This window comes from Parasphingorhabdus sp. (assembly GCF_039977335.1).
In the GTDB taxonomy this organism is placed as follows: Bacteria; Pseudomonadota; Alphaproteobacteria; order Sphingomonadales; family Sphingomonadaceae; genus Parasphingorhabdus.
In genome coordinates this window covers 756458-775294 of record NZ_JBDWDI010000001.1, presented here as the reverse complement: position 1 = coordinate 775294, position 18837 = coordinate 756458, and the positions used below count along the sequence as shown (strand labels likewise).

The 18837-nt window shown below is 54.2% G+C and carries 18 protein-coding genes; 3 read left to right on the top strand and 15 right to left on the bottom strand.

Annotation, left to right across the window (positions count from 1 at the left end; genetic code table 11):
• The first annotated feature begins 12 nt into the window (after positions 1-12).
• On the top strand, positions 13-1002 hold the full coding sequence (locus tag ABJM21_RS03600) for a type II secretion system F family protein (RefSeq protein WP_348302767.1): 990 nt from the start codon (positions 13-15) through the stop codon (positions 1000-1002).
• An 80-nt stretch (positions 1003-1082) separates the two neighbouring features.
• On the opposite strand, the gene ABJM21_RS03595 is transcribed toward ABJM21_RS03600, so the two are convergent.
• The 7 genes from ABJM21_RS03595 to infA form a co-directional block, all read right to left on the bottom strand.
• Positions 1083-1526: a MarR family winged helix-turn-helix transcriptional regulator gene (locus tag ABJM21_RS03595; protein ID WP_348302768.1), complete on the bottom strand. Its 444-nt coding sequence runs from the start codon at positions 1524-1526 to the stop codon at positions 1083-1085.
• Between the two features lie 9 nt (positions 1527-1535).
• A complete protein-coding gene (locus tag ABJM21_RS03590) occupies positions 1536-3632 on the bottom strand; it encodes a TonB-dependent receptor (protein WP_348302769.1) in 2097 nt (698 codons plus the stop codon).
• Positions 3633-3635: 3 nt separating this feature from the next.
• Positions 3636-4046 (bottom strand): GFA family protein, encoded by a 411-nt coding sequence (locus ABJM21_RS03585; protein WP_348302770.1) that lies wholly within the window; start codon positions 4044-4046, stop codon positions 3636-3638.
• Positions 4043-4678: a maleylacetoacetate isomerase gene (gene maiA / locus ABJM21_RS03580; RefSeq protein ID WP_348302771.1), complete on the bottom strand. Its 636-nt coding sequence runs from the start codon at positions 4676-4678 to the stop codon at positions 4043-4045. The genes ABJM21_RS03585 and maiA overlap by 4 nt, the downstream gene beginning before the upstream one ends.
• A gap of 221 nt (positions 4679-4899) precedes the next feature.
• Positions 4900-5904 carry a ribonuclease E/G gene (locus tag ABJM21_RS03575; RefSeq protein WP_348302772.1) on the bottom strand — a complete coding sequence of 335 codons (1005 nt, stop codon included), beginning with the start codon at positions 5902-5904 and terminating at the stop codon, positions 4900-4902.
• A complete protein-coding gene (locus ABJM21_RS03570; protein ID WP_348302773.1) occupies positions 5897-6466 on the bottom strand; it encodes a nucleoside triphosphate pyrophosphatase in 570 nt (189 codons plus the stop codon). The genes ABJM21_RS03575 and ABJM21_RS03570 overlap by 8 nt, the downstream gene beginning before the upstream one ends.
• Before the next feature lie 33 nt (positions 6467-6499).
• Positions 6500-6718, bottom strand: coding sequence for a translation initiation factor IF-1 (gene infA, locus ABJM21_RS03565; protein ID WP_108810762.1), 219 nt, complete (start codon positions 6716-6718; stop codon positions 6500-6502).
• Between the two features lie 218 nt (positions 6719-6936).
• On the opposite strand from infA, the gene ABJM21_RS03560 reads away from it, so the two are divergent.
• On the top strand, positions 6937-9480 hold the full coding sequence (locus tag ABJM21_RS03560; RefSeq protein WP_348302774.1) for a hypothetical protein: 2544 nt from the start codon (positions 6937-6939) through the stop codon (positions 9478-9480).
• A gap of 125 nt (positions 9481-9605) precedes the next feature.
• Positions 9606-10049 (top strand): hypothetical protein, encoded by a 444-nt coding sequence (locus ABJM21_RS03555; protein ID WP_348302775.1) that lies wholly within the window; start codon positions 9606-9608, stop codon positions 10047-10049.
• Positions 10050-10309: 260 nt separating this feature from the next.
• Here ABJM21_RS03555 and ABJM21_RS03550 read toward each other — a convergent pair whose 3' ends face one another.
• The 8 genes from ABJM21_RS03550 to hisG all read right to left on the bottom strand — a co-directional run bounded on the left by ABJM21_RS03550 (position 10310) and on the right by hisG (position 18813).
• Positions 10310-11185, bottom strand: coding sequence for a cupin-like domain-containing protein (locus ABJM21_RS03550; RefSeq protein ID WP_348302776.1), 876 nt, complete (start codon positions 11183-11185; stop codon positions 10310-10312).
• Entirely contained in the window at positions 11182-12399 is a 1218-nt protein-coding gene (locus ABJM21_RS03545) for a GNAT family N-acetyltransferase (protein ID WP_348302777.1), read from the bottom strand. Before ABJM21_RS03545 ends, ABJM21_RS03550 begins: the two co-directional genes overlap by 4 nt.
• A gap of 167 nt (positions 12400-12566) precedes the next feature.
• Positions 12567-14684 carry a sodium-translocating pyrophosphatase gene (locus tag ABJM21_RS03540; protein WP_348302778.1) on the bottom strand — a complete coding sequence of 706 codons (2118 nt, stop codon included), beginning with the start codon at positions 14682-14684 and terminating at the stop codon, positions 12567-12569.
• Positions 14685-14843: 159 nt separating this feature from the next.
• Positions 14844-15779, bottom strand: coding sequence for a thiamine-phosphate kinase (gene thiL, locus ABJM21_RS03535; protein ID WP_348302779.1), 936 nt, complete (start codon positions 15777-15779; stop codon positions 14844-14846).
• A gap of 91 nt (positions 15780-15870) precedes the next feature.
• A complete protein-coding gene (gene nusB, locus ABJM21_RS03530) occupies positions 15871-16320 on the bottom strand; it encodes a transcription antitermination factor NusB (protein ID WP_348302780.1) in 450 nt (149 codons plus the stop codon).
• Positions 16317-16844 carry a DUF1993 domain-containing protein gene (locus tag ABJM21_RS03525; protein ID WP_348302781.1) on the bottom strand — a complete coding sequence of 176 codons (528 nt, stop codon included), beginning with the start codon at positions 16842-16844 and terminating at the stop codon, positions 16317-16319. The genes nusB and ABJM21_RS03525 overlap by 4 nt, the downstream gene beginning before the upstream one ends.
• A gap of 20 nt (positions 16845-16864) precedes the next feature.
• Positions 16865-18163 carry a histidinol dehydrogenase gene (hisD, locus tag ABJM21_RS03520; protein ID WP_348302782.1) on the bottom strand — a complete coding sequence of 433 codons (1299 nt, stop codon included), beginning with the start codon at positions 18161-18163 and terminating at the stop codon, positions 16865-16867.
• Positions 18163-18813, bottom strand: a complete 651-nt coding sequence (hisG, locus tag ABJM21_RS03515) for an ATP phosphoribosyltransferase (protein WP_109356436.1) — start codon at positions 18811-18813, stop codon at positions 18163-18165. Before hisG ends, hisD begins: the two co-directional genes overlap by 1 nt.
• Between the last annotated feature and the right edge of the window lie 24 nt (positions 18814-18837).

The window sequence follows — 18837 nt, the reverse complement described above, 5'->3', positions numbered from 1 at the left end:
AGGTATGATGCAATGACCCAAGTTGACGGTCCAACATTACTGGGAATAGATGTGCTTTGGGTGGCAACCTTGCTGGCTGCCGTCGCGACAGTTGCTGTGATATTCGCTATATATACAGCGGTCACGGTGCGCGATCCGATGGCAAAGCGGGTAAAGTCACTCAATGAACGGCGCGAGCAGCTCAAAGCCGGTATTTCCGCTTCGACCACCAAAAAACGCGCTAAGCTCATCCAGCAAAATGATACGACAGACCGTATGCGCGGTATGCTATCAAGCCTCAAAGTCTTGCAGGATGATCAGCTTAAAGAATCGCAACAGAAACTGGCACAGGCCGGTATCCGTTCAAAAGACTTGGCTTACGCGGTTATTTTCAGTCGAATGGTATTGCCGATTGTCTTCGGTGGCGGCGCTGCCTTAGCTATATATGGCTTTGAATATTTTCCAGACTGGACTCCGGTCAAAAGATTTGGTGCTTTTGCCGTCGCTTGCATCGCGGGTTACAAAGCAGCTGATGTGTATCTCAACAACATCATAGCCAAACGGACAGACTTGATCCGTAAAGGCTTGCCTGATGCGATCGATTTGTTGGTTATTTGTGCCGAAGCTGGCCTTACCGTTGACGCCGCCTTTGCACGTGTTGCCAAGGAACTCGGTGACGCCTATCCCGAGCTGGCGGACGAATTTTCGCTGACATCGATTGAACTGGGTTTCCTTACAGAACGTCGACAAGCCTTCGAGAACCTCGCCTATCGCGTGGCTTTGGAGCATGTCAAAGGCGTGGTTACAACCATGATCCAGACCGAGAAATATGGTACGCCGCTAGCATCTGCGTTGCGCGTGTTGTCGGCTGAATTCCGTAACGACCGGATGATGCGTGCCGAAGAAAAAGCGGCCCGTCTTCCCGCGATTATGACGATCCCGTTGATTCTATTCATTCTGCCAACGCTATTCATCGTGATCTTGGGCCCTGCGGCCTGCTCGATCTCGGATACAATGTTGTAGCGAAGATCGCGAACCTCAAAGCAAAAGAGCGGCCTTCAACAGCCGCTCTTTTTTTGCCTAAGATATTTCAATCAGCTTGTTCAACCAGCCGCAATATCATCCGCAGACTGTTTGACTTTCGCTAGCATCGCCGACAATTGCCGCCGATCATCAGCGGTCAGGACTGTCATGATCTTCTTTTCCATTGCTTCAGCCGCGGGCATGATCTGATCATAAAGATCCCGGCCCGTCCCGCTCAACACCAGATGATGCGAGCGACCATCAGCATTATTCGGACTACGGTCGAGCAATTCCCGATCGACCAGAGTTTTCACCGCACGATTGACCGTCACCTTGTCCATCAGGGTCGCTTCGACAAGATGCCGCTGGGTCGAGGCACCGCGACTGCCCAAGACCGCCATCACTCGCCATTCCGGGATTTTCAGCCCGAAGCGGCTCTTATATTCATTGGAAATCAGGTCACTCACCGCATTGGACGCAGTGGACAATTGATAGGGAATGAAATCGTCAAGATTTGTTGTCATAAGTAATATTTATTCAATTTTAGTGCGAAGTCCAATCCAAAATGTCCTTGGAAATGCACGCTCGATAATATTGCTGCTACTAATCGCAGTCTCTACCCGCGCATCAAACAGATTTTCAACCCGCCCTTCGACCAACAGACGATCATTCACTGCAAAAGCCAGACGGCCATCGACAGTGAAAGCATCATCCAAGCGCCGTGTATTCTGGTCATCCTCAAACTGATTGCCAATATAGCGCAGCGAGACAGAAGCACCGGTGCCATTTTCCTGCTCCCAAAGAAGGCTCGCGGAAGCATTGTGCTCCGGTATCTGTGCTGGCCGCAGTCCATCAACGGCAACAGCATCGCCAGAAGCATTTACTTTGGCATCAACATAGGAGTAGGCCGCGCGCGCCGACAAATTGTTCACCAGGCTACCCAGATCAAATTCGGTGTCGATTTCAATCCCTTTAGACTCAATGGAATCCAGATTTTGGCGCTGGCGGAAAACCCCTGCCCCAGAGACGAAACCTACGCCGGGGAACAATCCCGGTCCGCTGTCAAGCGTGACATTGGCGACGGCATCATCCAACTCGTTATAGAAAGCGGTAATGCCTATAGAGACAGTTTCGCTATTCCAATCAAATCCCAGTTCAGCGCCTTTCACACGCTCCGGTTCCAGCAGCTCGTTTGCCGCCGTTGCATCCGGGCCAACGCGAAACGGACGGAATAGTTCGTTCAATGTCGGCAAACGCCAGCCGAGATAGGCGGCCCCGCGCAAGGTCAATTGATCGGTCGCGGCAAATGCAAAGCCGCCGCGCGCGGTAAATTCGGTACCATCACGATTGGCGAATTGCGCGTCGGTTCGCACGGAGCCCGGAAAGGGATTGATCAGTTCAATCTCTTTGCGGAAACCATCATCAATGGTCCAAAAGTCAATGCGCCCGCCACCTGTCAGTGTAAGGGCTTCGGTCGCCTGCACACTGCCCTCTACAAAGGCGCCATAAGTGGCTGTCGAGCCACCAGCGTTTCGGCTGCGGCGCGGCGTGTCGTCGTCGAGGAAGAAGAAATTTTCATTGGTTTCCCCTTCCGTCCGGCGCCAGTCGCCGCCTATCCGCAGTTCGACATTATCTCCAACGGGGGGGCGCACTTCAAACCTCGCACCCAGTCCCGTCGAGGGCACATTAAACTGCTCAAAAACCCGGTTCACGCTATTGCGATCAGCGGCGACACCGCCAAAGCTCGCGTCGAAATTGCGGATCTGGACATAGCCCAATGCCGACCATTGCCAACCCGTATCAGACCGGTTGACCAGCCGGATGCTGGCATCTGCACCATCATTATGATTTTCACTAAACGCAAAGCCGCGTTCGCGATCATCGGTGAAAGCGCGGACATTGGCCTGCAATTCGGTATTGTCGGTCAGCGGAGCCACATAGCGCACGGCAATACCGGCCTGTTCATATTCCGCCTGACGATCCACATCGCCCCGCTGGCTTTCGATAATCGGTGTAAAGCCGTCGCCGCGTGCATAATTGGCGGAGATAGTCAGCTGCCCCTGCCCCAGTTCGCGGCCGAATAGCAGGTCCGCGTCGACACTGTTGCGGCTGCCATAAGCCGCTCCCAGTTCGATCAGATTGCCGACATCTTTGCTGAATAGTTCGATGGTTCCGGCAATCGCTCCGGACCCTTCGGTGCCGCTGCCGCCACCACGTGTGACCCGTGCAGAACCAAGCGCCAGCGCGTCATAGCCGGGCCATGCCACCCAGCCGCCAAAGGGATCAGCTTGCGGAACACCATCAAGCAACAGGACAGCACGCGAAGAGGCGTTGCCGCCAAGGCCGCGGATCGTAATCCCCTGACTGGTGGGATTGGCAGAACGCGCATCAGAACGGCGGAATTGCTGAAGACCGGGAATCGTGCGCAATACATTCTCAATGCGCGCCTCTTCGTCCAGCTCGATTACGATGGTGCTATAGGCATCATCCGCATCCGGCAGCGGTAAGCCAGTGACGGTAATTCCTTCTTCAGCCACTACGGCTGAATCTGCGGCAGACTCCGCCATAGCCGGGGCACTGACAAGACAAACGGGCGCTATCAACGGCAACGCCAAAATTGATTTTTTCATGATTTAACTATGCATCCACTTCTGGTTCACCGGCATGTCGTCCGGCAATCGGTGATAAGGCTGCGCATCGCAGACATAATTGGCGCTGTCGGCTTTGCCGAAGACGCTGGGGTCATCCAATGATCCCACTTTGATGATCACGCCCGCTGCAAAACCTGGCGCGCGGGTAAATAGATGCGTGCCGCAATTGTCGCAAAATTCACGGGTCACAGCATGCTCGATATCATCGCGGGTAAAGCCCTTTACCGCGCCTTTGGTCAGTTCGAAACCTTCCACCGGCATTGCCATGACGAGCAGATTGCCACCACCGGTAATATATTGACACTCGCGGCAGAAACATTCCGTCTTCATCATCGGCTCGCCTTCGGCTTTGTAGCGCACCGCGCCGCAATAGCAGCCACCTTCAACTTTCATGATTGATCCTTTACCGCTTCTGGGGCGGCTTTTTGAAACGCCTCCAGTTGATTGCATGCAGCGTCTATTCGCACAAGCTTTGGAAAAGCCGTCATATCGGTTTCAAATCGGCGGCCATTATACATTTGCGGGACGAGACAGACATCCGCCAAATTGGGGGTATCACCACCGAAAAAACCGTCTTCCGGTGCCATGGCTTCGAGTGCCTTGAAGCCCTCGCTGACCCAATTACGATACCAGATATTGATCGCCTCTTGATCCTGACCCATTTCATTCTTGAGATATTTCATGATCCGAAGATTGTTCACCGGGTGAATATCCGCAGCGACGACGAGTGCCTGTGCCAATGTCCGGCTGCGTTCCAGCGGATCGCTCGATACCATTGGCGGCTCCGGGTGCGTCGCGTCGAGATAATCGATAATCGCCAGCGACTGGGTCAGGTCTTGCCCGTCAATATGCAGCATCGGAATGAAACCCTGTGGATTACGCGCAATATAATTGGCCTGTTTGGTGCTGTCGTCGAGTAGATTGGTACTGGCCGATTTATACGCAATGCCTTTTAGGTTGAGCGCGATACGCACGCGGTAGCTCGCGGAGCTGCGCCAATAGTCATAGAGAATGATATCTGTCATGGAACGGCTTGTGCAGAGGAGGTTGATAAATTGCAAGGGGTGTAGCCACGAGAGGCTAAATCCTCTCCCCTTGAGGGAGAGGACAGATTTGCTTGCGAACTTGTTCGCTGGAAAATCTTGGTGAGGGATAGGAGAGGATACACCAAGCCAGACCCCCTCTCCAACTCGACTAGGGCAGCAAGCTGCCAAGTCTCCGTTTCCTCTCCCTCAAGGGGAGAGGATTAAGTAACCTGCCCACCTGCGATTGCAATATCGCCTTTTGCCTCCACCGAAACACTGCGACCAGTACGCTTCGACAAGATGTCCAGCCACCCCTCCCGATGCTTCAGTTTCGCCGCGACCGCGGGATGGACGTCGAGCTGTATGGCACCAGTGCCTTGGGTCCGTTCCGCCTGACGCAATAGCGCGAGTGTGGCGCTCAGCACTTTATTTGCCTGCATAATTTCAAGAACAGATGGGCCTGTCTTGCGACTGACCACCTGCATGAAGCCAAAGCCGTTAATCGCCGTCCGTTCACAATTGCCGGTCATATGTTGACCAAATATCGCACAGACTTCTGTCCGCTCTGCCTTGGCCTGTAAGGTCGGGAAATCGACGCCAATGGAACCGCCAACATCCAATCGGGTCAGCGCCAGTGCAATCTCTTTCGCCGCGCGTTTGGCCAATTCAAATGGCTTGAGCGGCCCGTCCACATCAATCACCGTCATCGCCGGTGTGAGGAAAATTAGCAGACTGCCTCCGTCAAATTCTATCCGTCCGGTCTCGGCTTGCTCGATTGCTTCGTTCCAGCCCATGCTGGCCAGTATATCCGGCTCATGTGCCTGAACCTTTCGGATCGGCTCTCCGCTTGCTTCGATGGTGTCCAAGAGGCTTGGGCCCTGTGCCAGAGCGCTGCCAGCCTCTGATGGTCTGGCCTTGGCCCGCTTCGCCTGTCCGCCTTTTTCATCCAAAGCCTCACGCACAATTTCGACGCGCACCTTCGCACCTTCGGTCAGGCCTTTGGGCAGCGGTTGCAGCAAGCATTGCTCGCCGGCTTCCAGCGTCACGATACCCGATCGACCAGCGACCCATTGCTCTGTAAATTGCGCATCGGCCACGGCGCCCAATCGCGCGCCAACCCGCTCGCGCTCGATCCGGACAGCGACTAACTCGCCATCTACAATGCGGGCAGCGCGGTTTTCACCGATACCGGCCTCATAGAGCCAGCCATTTTTGAAATCAGTCAACAGGATAGCCCGAGGATATCAGCAGATTGCGTGTCTCATAGAGCGGCAATCCCATGATCCCGCTGAAACTGCCGCTGATCGAAATCACAAAGGCTTCGGCGAGCCCCTGAATGGCATAGCCACCGGCTTTGCCCTGCCCTTCGCCGGACCGGATATACCCGTCAATTTCGCTGTCCTCGAAACGCTTGAACTTGATAATGCTGTCCGACAAGTTCGTCCGCGCGGTTCCGTCTGCCGCGATCACGCATACCGCTGACATTGTATGGTGTCGCCGCCCGCCCATGAGTTTCAGAAACTGGCGCTGCTCTGCATCATCTTCGGCCTTGCCGAGGATACGTCGTCCCACTGCAACGATGGTATCACCAGCGATCAGGACTTCGCCATCCTCGCGCGCAACCGCCGCCGCCTTTTCCTGCGCCATGCGGATGACATAGTCGCGCGGCAACTCGCCTTTTAGTGGCGTTTCATCAATGTCAGGAGAAGCGATCCGGTCAGGTTTCACCCCTAACCGGCCAAGCAATTCCAGCCGTCGCGGACTGGATGAGGCAAGGACCAATTTCATTTAATCAGGCCGCGCCACGGCAGCAAACCCGGCTTATTTGAAGCGATAGGTGATACGACCTTTGGTCAGGTCATAAGGCGTGAGTTCAACGAGCACTTCGTCGCCCACCAGCACACGGATGCGGTTTTTGCGCATCTTGCCAGCAGTATGGCCAAGGACTTCATGGCCATTTTCCAATTCGACCCGGAACATCGCGTTGGGGAGTAATTCGCGGATCATCCCCTTCATTTCTAATAGTTCTTCTTTTGCCATCCGGCTTTACTTCATCCCTGTTGATTCGTGGGTTTTTCGACGTGTTGCGGTGCGCCATAACCCCAAACTCTGCAAAAGGGAAGGATTTGCTGCATGGTTACAAATCGCACCGCCCAAGCCTTGCGACAAATTATTACAAACATTTGATTGATGACAACCGCTCCGCAAGGCAAATTGTACATGTTTCCCCCAACGCCTGAGTTGTTAGAGCAATAGTAATGACCCAATCCTCTCCCAAATTTTTCGGGGCCAGCCTATTGGCCCTTTCCTTTATGAACGCGATTCCTGCTTACGCCCAATCCAATGACGACGACCTCGAAAACGAGGATATTATCGTCACGGCAGAACGCCTGCGCGGGTCCGTGATCACCGAAGTTCCGCCGATTGTCGAGCTCGATGCCGATGATATTGCCAGCTATGGCGTATCGTCTGTTGAAGACCTTGTCGAAGAGCTAAGCTCGCAAACCAGTTCCAACCGCGGGCGCGGCAGCGGGCGGCCGATTGTGCTGATCAATGGCCAGCGCACATCGGGTTTTCGCGATATCCGTGATTTGCCGCCGGAAGCGATCAAAAGCGTCCAGGTATTCCCGGAAGAGCTGGCCCTGCAATATGGCTATGCGCCGGACGAACGCGTGATCAATTTCATCCTGCAGGATGATTATACCGGATTAAGCGCCGAAGCCGAATATGGCGTCCCGACACGCGGAGATCAGGGCAAGGCTGAACTGGAATCCACCTTCACGCGCATTGGCGAGAACAGCCGGTTGAACCTGAACGTTGAATATGAAACGCAAACCGCGATTACCGAGGCAGAGCGCGATATCATTCAGGACGAGGCAGGCGACCTCGTCAATCTGGGCAATTTCCGAACGCTAAGCGCGCCAACCGATACGGTTGAATTTAACGGCAATTACAGCCGCACCTTTTCCAATGGCATGTCGCTGTCTCTCAACGGCGGATATGTTTACGACAGGTCGCCTGCGCTTTTAGGACTACCCAGTGGGACACTGGACATTCCGGCGACGGGCGAAAGCCTGTTCCGCTACTTCACCCAATTTGGCCCGCTGCGCAAAACCGTTGAGACCAACACGTTTCAGGGCGGCGCGGTGCTGAACGGCATGCTGTCCGGCTGGCGCTGGTCGTTGACCGCTGACTATGCGCGAGAAGAAACCGAGACCGAAACCGATAATAGCGGCGATATCAGCGCCCTGCAGGCGGCGATTGACGCAGGCACAGCCGACCCGTTTGCTGCCGACTTTGGTGCATTGCTATCGGCCCCGATCACCGATGAAGCACGGTCGGTCAGCAACACGCTTGAATCCCTTGCGACCATATCCGGCGCACTGATCACCCTGCCCTCCGGCTCGGTGACCACGACCTTGCGCGGCGGCTATAGCAGGGAGGATCTCGACAGCCGGGATACCACCGATGGTTTGACCACGCTCAGCAATCTGGGCCGGGATAATTTCAACGCCGGAATCACGATCGATATCCCAATAGCGGACGAGAATATCGACGTGACAGAGGCCATCGGGGAACTGTCGATCAACGGCAATTTGGGATATAGCGAACTGTCCGATTTTGGCGGTCTCGTCGAATTTGGTTTTGGCCTGAACTGGGAACCGCTTGACGGCCTGGTTTTCACCGCCTCGGCCATTGGTGAAGAAGCCGCGCCGACCATCCAGCAGCTTGGCAATCCGGTGATCATCACCCCCAATGTGACCACTTTTGATTTCACCAATGGCGAAACCGTGCTGGCCAGCATTACCACCGGCGGCAATCTGAACCTGCCAACCGAGAAACGGCGGGATATCAAGCTGGCGGTCAATTACAGCCCCGAATGGTTGGATGGCATGACATTTTTGGGCGAATATATTCGCAACAATAGCGAAAATGTCGCCTCCGACTTTCCCCTGCTGACCGAGGAAATTGAGGCGGCTTTCCCCGACCGCGTCACGCGGGATGAGACGGGCCGATTGATCGCGATTGACCAGCGTCCGGTTAATTACAGCAATGTGCGCAGCGAGAGCATTCGCTATGGCCTCGAATTTTCCAAACGCTTCGGCCAGCGACGCGGGGGTCGTGGAGTAAGGGGTGCAGGTAGGCCGGTTGCCGGAGATGACGGACCGCCACCCGATGATGCCCGTCCCCCAAGCGATGGACCGCCACCAGAAGGTGGGCCCGACAGCGAGCGTTCCGGGGCCGGTCGGTCCGAAGCGGGAAGACCCAGCGCGCGAGCCGGTGGTCCGCCGCGCGGTGGTGGCAGACCCGGTGGGCGTGGCGGCGGCCGCTGGCGCGTATCCGCCTATCACACGGTTCATCTGGATGAGCGGATATTGATCCGACCCGGTGTCGAAGAACTGGATTTGCTGGACGGGTCCGCGATTGGATCAACCGGCGGTCAACCGCGCCACGAATTTGAACTGCAGGGACGCTGGTTCAACAATGGCATCGGCTTTCGGGTTCAGGCAGAGCATCAAACCGCGACACGCGTGGATGGCGGGCTCACCAGCTCTGACCTGCGTTTCTCCGATCTGACAACGCTCAACTTGCGCGCCTTCATCAACCTCGATGATCGCGGCAACCTGACCGAGCGTTTCAAGTTTCTCAAAGGCAGCCGCATCGCCTTTCGTATCGATAATGTTTTCGACGATATTCAGGACGTGCGCGATAGTGATGGATTGGTGCCGCTCAGTTATCAGCCCGGCTTTATCGACCCCATCGGGCGCTATGTCGAAGTGAGTTTCAGAAAGCGTTTTTAGCCCGGCAATCTGGCGAGACATCGCATCATGCGCTGTGCCCGTAATATAAAATATCTTCCCTGTGATGTACATCACTTACACAGGCAATGGGCTAGCTATCGTCGCCGCTTCAAAAGGGGGAATACATGCGATATCTTACTGTGATTATTGGGGTTTTTATGATGGTTGCAGTTGCGCAACCAGCAGAAGCAAGGAAGCGTGGAACGACCAATCAAGAAATAGCGCTGGTCGAGGATCTCCCGGATACAGACGAGTATCAGATTGAAGGCAGCTATGTCGACGTTGGTTATATGTATGAATCAACCAGCCTCTTTACCGTGCCGCTTTGGGCCGAGGCAGCGACCGACACATTCGTGCTCTACACCGAAACAGAAGACGGCTATTCCTATCTACCGCTCAATGAAGCGGAATTGTCCAAGTTAAAAGAGTCATTGGGTTCGGACCCGACCGAAGGATACAGCTTCTCACGATGGAAACATATGTGGGGTATTTACCCGGCAGGCTTGCTGATCTTGTTCGGAGTATTTTCAACCCTGTTCGGCAAAAAAGACGATGAGGAAGAAGCCTAGACCAAGCGCAGGCTTTGAATGTCGAATTTAAGAGCACCCCACAAAGCAGATTTGCCGGGACGCTTTCCTACATCTGCGCGCCTATGATATCATTTCCAAGGCTCTTTCTCAGCTTTGAATATTTATTTGATACCTCTTTGCGCCGACGCGCGAGGGGTTGAGAATTGTGTGAACTTTGGAATATTATTTCGAGCGGAAAAGACCCCAAAAGGACTTGTGTACTTTGTGAACTTCGTTGGAATTCCGCCGCCGATAAACAGCTACTTCACCAAACCCAGCTTTCGCAAAACACGCCAACCCATGGCTTTCCCTTTATTATGCTTCGGGAACCGACCCGGAGCCGCCGGGTGCATCCCCCAGCCGCGCAGCATATGATTGAACGCATGGGCATCCGCTTCGCCAAAGCTCCAATCGGAACGCCAAGTGATGGAAAGGGAAATGCTTGGCTGCGATCCGTTTCTGACAAAATGCGGCGCCATCACCGGCACGAAAATCGCCTTGCCGGGCGTCAAGTGAAAGGCCTGTCCATGGTCTGCGAAATCATCTTGCCAGATCAGATTCCGCGGTCCGCCGGTATGATAGGATTCATGGGATGTGGCCGGAGCGAATTTCTCATCGCCGGCAGGAAAGACTGTCATCACCTTTTCACCGCGCAGTTGCAGCAGGATGTTATGCTCCGGATCGAAATGATACGGCGTCATCGCGTTCGGAGACGAGACAAAGATGAAACCCTGCGGGCGCAGCATCTTGCCGGTCTTGCTTTCCAGTATTGGTCTAATTTCCGCGAGCAAGGATAGCAGCAATGCTTCATATTCCGGTACCTGCTCGATATTTTTGAGCACGGCCCAGCTCGCCGAATTTTCTATCATCAGAATCGTATCGGCAATCGACATGCCATTATCCGGCACATCATTCGGGTCGATCCCCACCGGCAGGTCACCGGGGTTATATTCGACACTGGCTTTTGGCAAAGCCGTCCCGAGCTTTGCCAAAGCATCGAGCGAGAGCAGTTCATTCGTCACCATATTGTGGTCGAGTATCTGCGGCTGTTCAGGATAGCATCCGGCAAATTCCCGCCGGACAGTCTCACCAAATACCTGCCTGCTAAACGCATCTTTTCCAGAAATCTGGTTCATGTCTGCACCTGTGCAATGTCAACAATTTCGCGTTTCTTGAGATGTGCCATCAGGTCTTCGCCAAGACGAACTCCCCGAAACATGACGGTGCGCGACAGGCCTTTCAGTTCAATAGAGAAACGACCGATATGGCGGCGCTCGGACCAGAGGCTGTCGATCATCGGATGGTCCTCTGCCGCACAGCTATCCATCCAGTCTATGTGCGGTTGTTCGAGAATTTTGAGATTTTCAAGTTGCAGCAAAACGCCAGGAGAAAAACGCGCATAGGTGTCGTCAAATGTGGTTTTGAAAGAAAAACTGCCCGGTGCGGATTGGAAATTTACCAGCATCGCCAGTGGTTTGCCATGGAGCCTTAGGTCATGGCGCTCAAGCTGGCCGACGCGGGCGGCGCCTGCCAAAGCTTCACTAAAGAAACTTCGGGTATCATCGGAGCAATCAAGCGCCGAACCCTCCTGCCCTTTCCAGCTTTGCCGCTCCAGCGCCAGAAAATCATCTGTCCATGCGCTTAGGTCGGCATCGTCGACGTAATGTGAAAATTTCAGATCGCCCATTTCGGCCAATCGTTTGGACTGACGTCTAAGTTCCTTGCGTTTTTTGGACCTGACCGTTTCGGCATAATAGCTCTCCGCGTCCAGATCGCTTTCCAGTAACGCGCGCGCCTCGCTGTGCACCAAGTCGCAGCGCCGCTTTTGCCGAGCACAGACCGCCCGCAAGGCTTGATCCAACGGGCCGCCAACTGTCAGTCCCCTGATATGCAAGAAACCAGGCCAGTTTTTGGCATCCAATTCCTTGAACAACGCGGTCCAGAATTGGTTCTCAAATCCGCTTCGTACCAATGGTGTGCCGAGAAAACTGTTATGATGGGTCCAGTTCTGGACAAAGGGTACTGGCCAGCGCCCAAATTGCCGCGATGGACCAACCGGCAACAATCCGAGCAAATCGGACTTGTGCGGCACACCCGCCCAGAACAGAAACAGGCTGAGTTCTGAATGGGTGCTGAAATGCTTCAATGCGGGGTCGAGTAGCCAATGCTCATAAAAGACATTGGGCTCTGCTGCATTGCGGGCCAGTTTCTGCCAGGATGGTAGCAAATCCGCGCCCATTGTGGCTATCGGCTGTAGTTCAGCAGACGCAGAGCTTTGCAGGCACACACGATCAGAGGTTTCATAATGAACCTCTTCATCACTTTGGGCCTGAAACCCGCCTGCATCCATATCGTTGCCCTCTTAAATCTGGGCATTTTGCTAGCAAAAATAGGGTAATAACCGATTAACGGCGATTTCTGGATCTATGGGGGAGACGGGACATCAAGAACAACCCAAAGAAAACCCCGCCGGAATTTCTTCCAGCGGGGTCTTTTAGGCCAATATTGAGATAAGCCTCAAGCCATACCGTGCGCCAGCGCCGCGAGTAGCAGTAAGGCAACAATATTGGTGATCTTGATCATCGGGTTCACGGCTGGACCTGCAGTATCCTTGTAAGGGTCACCCACAGTATCACCCGTCACAGCTGCTTTATGGGCTTCTGAACCCTTGCCGCCATGATTACCGTCTTCGATATATTTCTTCGCATTGTCCCATGCGCCGCCGCCTGCTGTCATCGACAGAGCAACGAACAGACCGGAGACGATCACGCCGAGCAGCAATGCGCCTAGAGCCGCAAAGCCATTGGCCTGATCCGATACGGCAGTGACCACGAAATAGACTACAATCGGTGCCAGCACCGGAAGCAGCGATGGCAGGATCATTTCCTTAATCGCCGCCTTGGTCACAAGATCAACCGTACGCGCATAGTCGGGACGCGATGTGCCATCCATAATGCCCTTGTCAGCAGCAAACTGCGCGCGAACGTCTTTCACAACGTCGCCAGCAGCACGGCCCACAGCGGTCATACCCATGGCTCCGAAGAGATATGGCAACAAAGCGCCGAGCAACAGACCGACAATCACATAGGGATTTTCGAGACTGAAGCTAATTTCCAGATCAGGGAAGAACTCCCTGAGGTCAGCGGTATAGGCAGAGAACAACACGAGCGCCGCCAGACCAGCAGAACCAATGGCATAGCCCTTGGTAACAGCTTTGGTGGTGTTACCAACAGCATCGAGAGCATCAGTCTTGTTACGGACACTTTCGTCCAGTCCCGCCATTTCAGCAATACCGCCAGCATTGTCAGTCACCGGACCATAAGCATCGAGCGCCACAACCATGCCAGCCAGAGCCAACATCGATGTCGCAGCAAAGGCTAGACCGATTAGACCAGCAAGCTGGAATGCCACAACGATACCAACCACGATTACCAATGTTGGCAATGCAGTAGCTTCCATAGAAATCGCCAGTCCCTGGATCACATTGGTACCATGACCAGTTTCAGAAGATTTAGCGATGGAACGCACCGGACGATATTCCGTACCGGTATAATATTCGGTGATCCAGATGATCAGACCAGTAACGGCCAGACCAACCATCATTGACCAAAACAAGGCCATACCGGTGAAACCACCAGTTCCATCAAGGCCCTGACCAATAACCGTGTTCATATCACCCAGCGTGCGCATGGTGACATAATAGATTGCCGGAATAGATAGCACAGCAGTGGTGATGAAGCCTTTATACAAGGCGCCCATGATATTGGTGCCTTTGCCCAAGCGCACCATGTAGGTCCCGATGATGGAAGTGATGATGCAGACGCCGCCAACAATCAGAGGCAAAGACATCAGGTTGTTCAACATTCCATTGCCGACAAGGTCACCAAATGTAAGCGCCAGAAGCACCATGGTCGCACCAACAGTCACAACATAGGTTTCGAACAAATCAGCTGCCATACCGGCACAGTCACCGACATTATCGCCCACGTTATCAGCAATGGTTGCAGGGTTACGTGGATCATCCTCAGGGATGCCCGCTTCAACCTTGCCAACCAGATCAGCGCCAACGTCAGCAGCTTTGGTAAAGATACCGCCACCCAAACGTGCGAAGATCGAAATCAGCGAAGCGCCGAAGGCCAGAGCCACCAACGAGTCAATCACCGTCCGGCTTTTCGCTTCAAGACCTAGTTGCGTTGTCAGCACCCAATAGAATATCGAGATTGCAAGCAAGGCAAGGCCAGCCACCAACATACCGGTCACAGCACCAGCGCGAAACGCGACGGTGAGACCAGTTTGCAGGCTTTCGCTAGCGCCCTGTGCCGTCCGGACATTGGCGCGAACCGAAATGTTCATGCCAATATATCCTGCAACGCCAGAAAGAATGGCGCCAACCAGGAAACCGACGGTCGAAATGCCGCCAAGGAACAAGTAAACAATAACCGCGACAACGATGCCAACGATACCAATCGCCCGATATTGCCGGTTCAGATAGGCTTGTGCACCTTCCTGAATAGCCGCGGCAATGTCCTGCATTTTTTCATTGCCAGCCGGTGCGCCGAGCACCTGACGGCTTGTAATAAACCCATATAATACGGCAATTAAACCGCAGATTATTGAAATGGTGACAACAGTCATTGCTGTTCTTCTCCCCCTATATTTTTATAATGAAACGCCCCAGAAGCGGGGCAATATCGCGGAAACTTATAAAGCGTGAAGCGCATGGCGCAACCCCTGATTTTATAGGCATTCCCTAGCATTTCAGATACCTCGAAAATTGGAAGAAATCAGGTCGGATCAAGCATGCACAAAACCCAGTGTTTCGGGCAGACCGACCCGCTCACCTTTTTGGATCAGCGATACGCCTGACCCTGGCCGGCATTTACCAATTTGGGTTAGGTTGATCGGCAATACAGTCTCCGGGCTGGCGGTGAGCAATAATTGATAATCATCGCCGCCTGTCGCTGCGCTCATACGAGCCTCTTCACCCTCACCAAACACGGTTTTAAATGATTGCGACAAAGGAAGTTGGTCCAGATCGATTTCGAGATTGACCCCGCTCGCACTGGCTATCCGGGAAGCATCAAGCAGCAAGCCATCTGAGACATCCATCATTGTGCTGACCAGAGACGACAAAGCCCGACCATCATCCAGCTTCGGATCAGGCCTGTTGTGCGCTTTCAGCAGAGCGGCGGACGTTTCGATATCTTCGGCATGCGCCTTACCAGACGCTATCTGCAGACCAGCCCACGCATCGCCGATAGTGCCCGTCACATATATGCTATGCCCCGGTTCCGCGCCGCAGCGCGCGGGTATGATATGGCCTTTCGCTTCACCAAAAGCGGTCAATGCCAATGTTCGTTTGCCATCCGTTCCCGCAGAAACGGTATCGCCGCCCAGCAAAGGCACACAGAAATGGCTGATCGCCTCTTTCAAGCCGCGAATAAAAGCCGTGTCCCAAGCGTCATCGTCTGTCCGGCTATAGCCCATTAATATACCAAGCGGTTTAGCGCCTTTGGCCGCAAGATCAGACAGGTTGACGGCTACCAGTTTCCAGGCCACGTCAGCCGGATCAGCGCTGGACAGAAAATGAACGTCCTCCAAAAGCATGTCATGGGTCATGACCAGCTTGTGCCGCCCAAATGGCAATACCGCCGCATCATCAGCCAATCCGCGTGCAGCCGGATGGGTTGCCAGTGCTTTTAACTGGTCAATAAAATCTAATTCGGTCAATCGAGGCCCCCTTCACAAAGAAGATGTGCCCCACATCTATAACTAACACTCACACTCCCCTACAAAGCAGGACCGTGTGAATGTCAGCCCCTCAGCTGCCCCGAACCTGCTTCGCTATAGCGTCCAGCAATCCATTTATGAAACCGCTGTCCTTTTTATCAAAAAAGGCATGTGCGATGTCAACATACTCACTGATTACCGTCCCCGTCGGAACATCGTCCCGCGCCATTAATTCAAAGGCCCCGGCGCGCAAAATTTGCAACATTGTTTTGTCGAGCCGCCCCATAGACCAGCCAGATGCCAGTTTTTCAGCGATGAGCGCATCAATTTCATCGCGTTTTTCGGACACTCCAACGACGAGATCATCAAAGAAATCGACCTCTACCGGACGATATTGCGCATCCTCAATTTCAGCGCCAAGCCGGTGGTCATGAAATTCTTTCAGCAGCCGCGGTACCGGCGTCTTCTCCATATCATGCTGAAAAAGCGCTTGCACCGCTGCAAGGCGGGCGGTGGATCGGGTGTTTGATTTTGCGGTCATACTGGCCGCTTCATCCGCGGAACACCCACAAAATCCATTTTGCCAATCTGAAACCCGCGTTCACGCAGTAGATCATAGGCGGTGGTTGCGTGGAAATAGAAATTGGGTTGTGCGAAACTGAGCAGGAAATTTTCGACAGTAAATGGCATCACGGTCTCTCTGAAACGAAATTCCATTGGTTGTCCGACAAAACCGGCCATTTCGGCTTCGTCAGCCTTTTCAAGCCCGGCTTTCGCTTCGTCGAGCTTTTCGTAAAGCCCCTCCCAGCTATCTGGTGGCGCTACCAGGCTGGGTGTAAACACGCCTTCACGCGCAGCCTCTATCGCACCCAGCGAATGCTCACGACAACATTTCACCTGGTAGGAAAAGGGCTGCATATCTTCAATCAATCGCGCACCGATAATGTCTTTGGCAGCAGTGCTGGTTTCTTCACAATGGGCTTTCGCCTTATCAACAAGCGCGCGAACGGCTGCGATAATCTGAAGCTGTGACGGAATAACTGCGTCATATAATGAAATGGTCATAGGCTATGTCTATCTGTTGATTATCGGCTCGTGTCCAGCCGCTTTTGCACGCTGGCAGCATGAGCAGGCAAACCTTCTGCTTCGGCCAGAGCCAAGGCCGCAGGGCCAATTTTTTCAAGCGCCGCTTCATCGCATTCCAAAAAGCTCGTGCGCTTCATAAAGTCCGTTACCGACAGCCCGGATGAAAAGCGTGCACGCCTTCCGGTTGGCAGCACATGATTGGGACCGGCAACATAATCGCCAACCGCTTCCGGTGTGTGACGGCCCAAGAATACGGAACCGGCATGACGGACCTTGTTAAACAGGGCCTGCGGATCGTCGCAAGCCAGCTCGAGATGCTCGGCAGCCAAACGATCAACCAGCGGCATAGCTTTTTCCAGCCGATCAACCAATATGATCGCGCCGTTATCGGCCCAGCTCTGTGTTGCTGTCTGGCTTGTTGCCAATTCGCCAAGCTGCTTTTCAACCTGCGCGGCAACCTGATCGGCAAAGGCGGCATCATCGGTAAATAATATCGATTGGCTGGTTGGATCATGCTCTGCCTGTGACAGCAAGTCAGCGGCAATCCAGTCCGGATCATTCTGGCCATCGGCGACAACCACAATCTCGGATGGTCCGGCGACCATATCAATGCCCACTACACCATAAACCTGTCGCTTGGCCTCTGCGACCCAGGCATTGCCGGGACCGGTAATCACATCAACAGGTGCGATTTTCTCTGTTCCAAAGGCCAATGCCGCCACTGCCTGCGCGCCGCCGATCCGCCAGATTTCATCAACACCGGCAATTTGGGCGGCGGCTAGGACCAGCGGATTAACTTCACCGCCCGGCGTCGGCGTGACCATGATGACGCGATCTGCGCCGGCCACCTTGGCCGGTATGGCATTCATCAAAACGGAAGACGGATAGGCTGCGCGGCCACCAGGAATATATGTCCCGGCCCGTTCGACGGCGTTCCAGCGGGCACCAATGCGTACCCCCGCATCATCGCGATAGTCGCGGTTATCGGGCTTTTGCCCCTCATGATAATCACGGATCCGTATGGCGGCCAGTTCGAGGGCGATCCGCAGGTTGGGATCAAGGCCTTCCAGCGCTGCTTCACATTCCAGCTGAGATATTTGCCAGCCAGTAAAGTCCAAGTCGTGCCCGTCAAATTTCTGTGTCAGCCGGGATAGCGCTTCGTCGCCATTGGCCCGCACGTCTTTGATGATCGCAACGACGTCCGCTGACACATCAGCATCTGCTTCACGCCGGGCATTAACGAGTGCGTCAAACGCTTCAGCAAAGCCGCTATCGGATGTCGAAAGCCGCAAAGCCATCAGACCTGCCCCACCAGCTCGCGGAATTTCTGGACCAGTCCTGTCAACTCTTCGCTGCGCATCTTGAAAGCGGCTCGATTGACCACCAACCGCGCAGAGATATCAATAATCCTGTCGGTCTCGACAAGATTATTGGCTTTCAGAGTGCTGCCGGATTCGACCAGATCGACGATATGCCGCGACAATCCAAGCGACGGCGCCAATTCCATCGCACCGTTCAGCTTCACACATTCTGCCTGAATGCCCTGCGCTTCAAAATGGCGGCTGGTAAGGTTGGGATATTTGGTGGCAACGCGAATGTGGGATATATTGCCGATCTGATCGGCGTCATCCTTGGGCTGGGCCACTGACAGGCGGCAACGGCCAATGCCCAGATCAACCGGGGCGTAAAGCTCGCTGTAATTGAATTCCTCAACCACATCCGATCCGACAATACCGATCTGCGCCGCGCCATGGGCGACAAAGGTCGCGACATCAAAAGCGCGGACACGGATGATCGAAACATGCGCCTGATTGGTTCCAAACATCAGGCTGCGATTGGCCTTGTCGAAAAATTCGGGTGCAGGTTCGATGCCGACCTTGGCCAGCATTGGCAAGGCTTCGTCGAGAATCCGTCCCTTGGGGATTGCAAAGATGAGGGGTGTGGTCATAGAAGCCGACCCATTAGGGCTTCA

Bases quoted from the DNA above. Each gene is read 5' to 3' on its own strand.
- ABJM21_RS03560 (WP_348302774.1), top strand. From the start codon at position 6,937: ATGACCCAATCCTCTCCCAAATTTTTCGGGGCCAGCCTATTGGCCCTT.
- nusB (WP_348302780.1), bottom strand. From the start codon at position 16,320: ATGACCGCAAAATCAAACACCCGATCCACCGCCCGCCTTGCAGCGGTG.
- ABJM21_RS03570 (WP_348302773.1), bottom strand. From the start codon at position 6,466: ATGAAATTGGTCCTTGCCTCATCCAGTCCGCGACGGCTGGAATTGCTT.
- maiA (WP_348302771.1), bottom strand. From the start codon at position 4,678: ATGACAGATATCATTCTCTATGACTATTGGCGCAGCTCCGCGAGCTAC.
- hisG (WP_109356436.1), bottom strand. From the start codon at position 18,813: ATGACCACACCCCTCATCTTTGCAATCCCCAAGGGACGGATTCTCGAC.
- ABJM21_RS03540 (WP_348302778.1), bottom strand. From the start codon at position 14,684: ATGACTGTTGTCACCATTTCAATAATCTGCGGTTTAATTGCCGTATTA.
- ABJM21_RS03600 (WP_348302767.1), top strand. From the start codon at position 13: ATGACCCAAGTTGACGGTCCAACATTACTGGGAATAGATGTGCTTTGG.
- ABJM21_RS03595 (WP_348302768.1), bottom strand. From the start codon at position 1,526: ATGACAACAAATCTTGACGATTTCATTCCCTATCAATTGTCCACTGCG.
- ABJM21_RS03585 (WP_348302770.1), bottom strand. From the start codon at position 4,046: ATGAAAGTTGAAGGTGGCTGCTATTGCGGCGCGGTGCGCTACAAAGCC.
- hisD (WP_348302782.1), bottom strand. From the start codon at position 18,163: ATGGCTTTGCGGCTTTCGACATCCGATAGCGGCTTTGCTGAAGCGTTT.
- ABJM21_RS03550 (WP_348302776.1), bottom strand. From the start codon at position 11,185: ATGAACCAGATTTCTGGAAAAGATGCGTTTAGCAGGCAGGTATTTGGT.
- ABJM21_RS03590 (WP_348302769.1), bottom strand. From the start codon at position 3,632: ATGAAAAAATCAATTTTGGCGTTGCCGTTGATAGCGCCCGTTTGTCTT.
- infA (WP_108810762.1), bottom strand. From the start codon at position 6,718: ATGGCAAAAGAAGAACTATTAGAAATGAAGGGGATGATCCGCGAATTA.
- ABJM21_RS03555 (WP_348302775.1), top strand. From the start codon at position 9,606: ATGCGATATCTTACTGTGATTATTGGGGTTTTTATGATGGTTGCAGTT.
- ABJM21_RS03545 (WP_348302777.1), bottom strand. From the start codon at position 12,399: ATGGATGCAGGCGGGTTTCAGGCCCAAAGTGATGAAGAGGTTCATTAT.
- ABJM21_RS03525 (WP_348302781.1), bottom strand. From the start codon at position 16,844: ATGACCATTTCATTATATGACGCAGTTATTCCGTCACAGCTTCAGATT.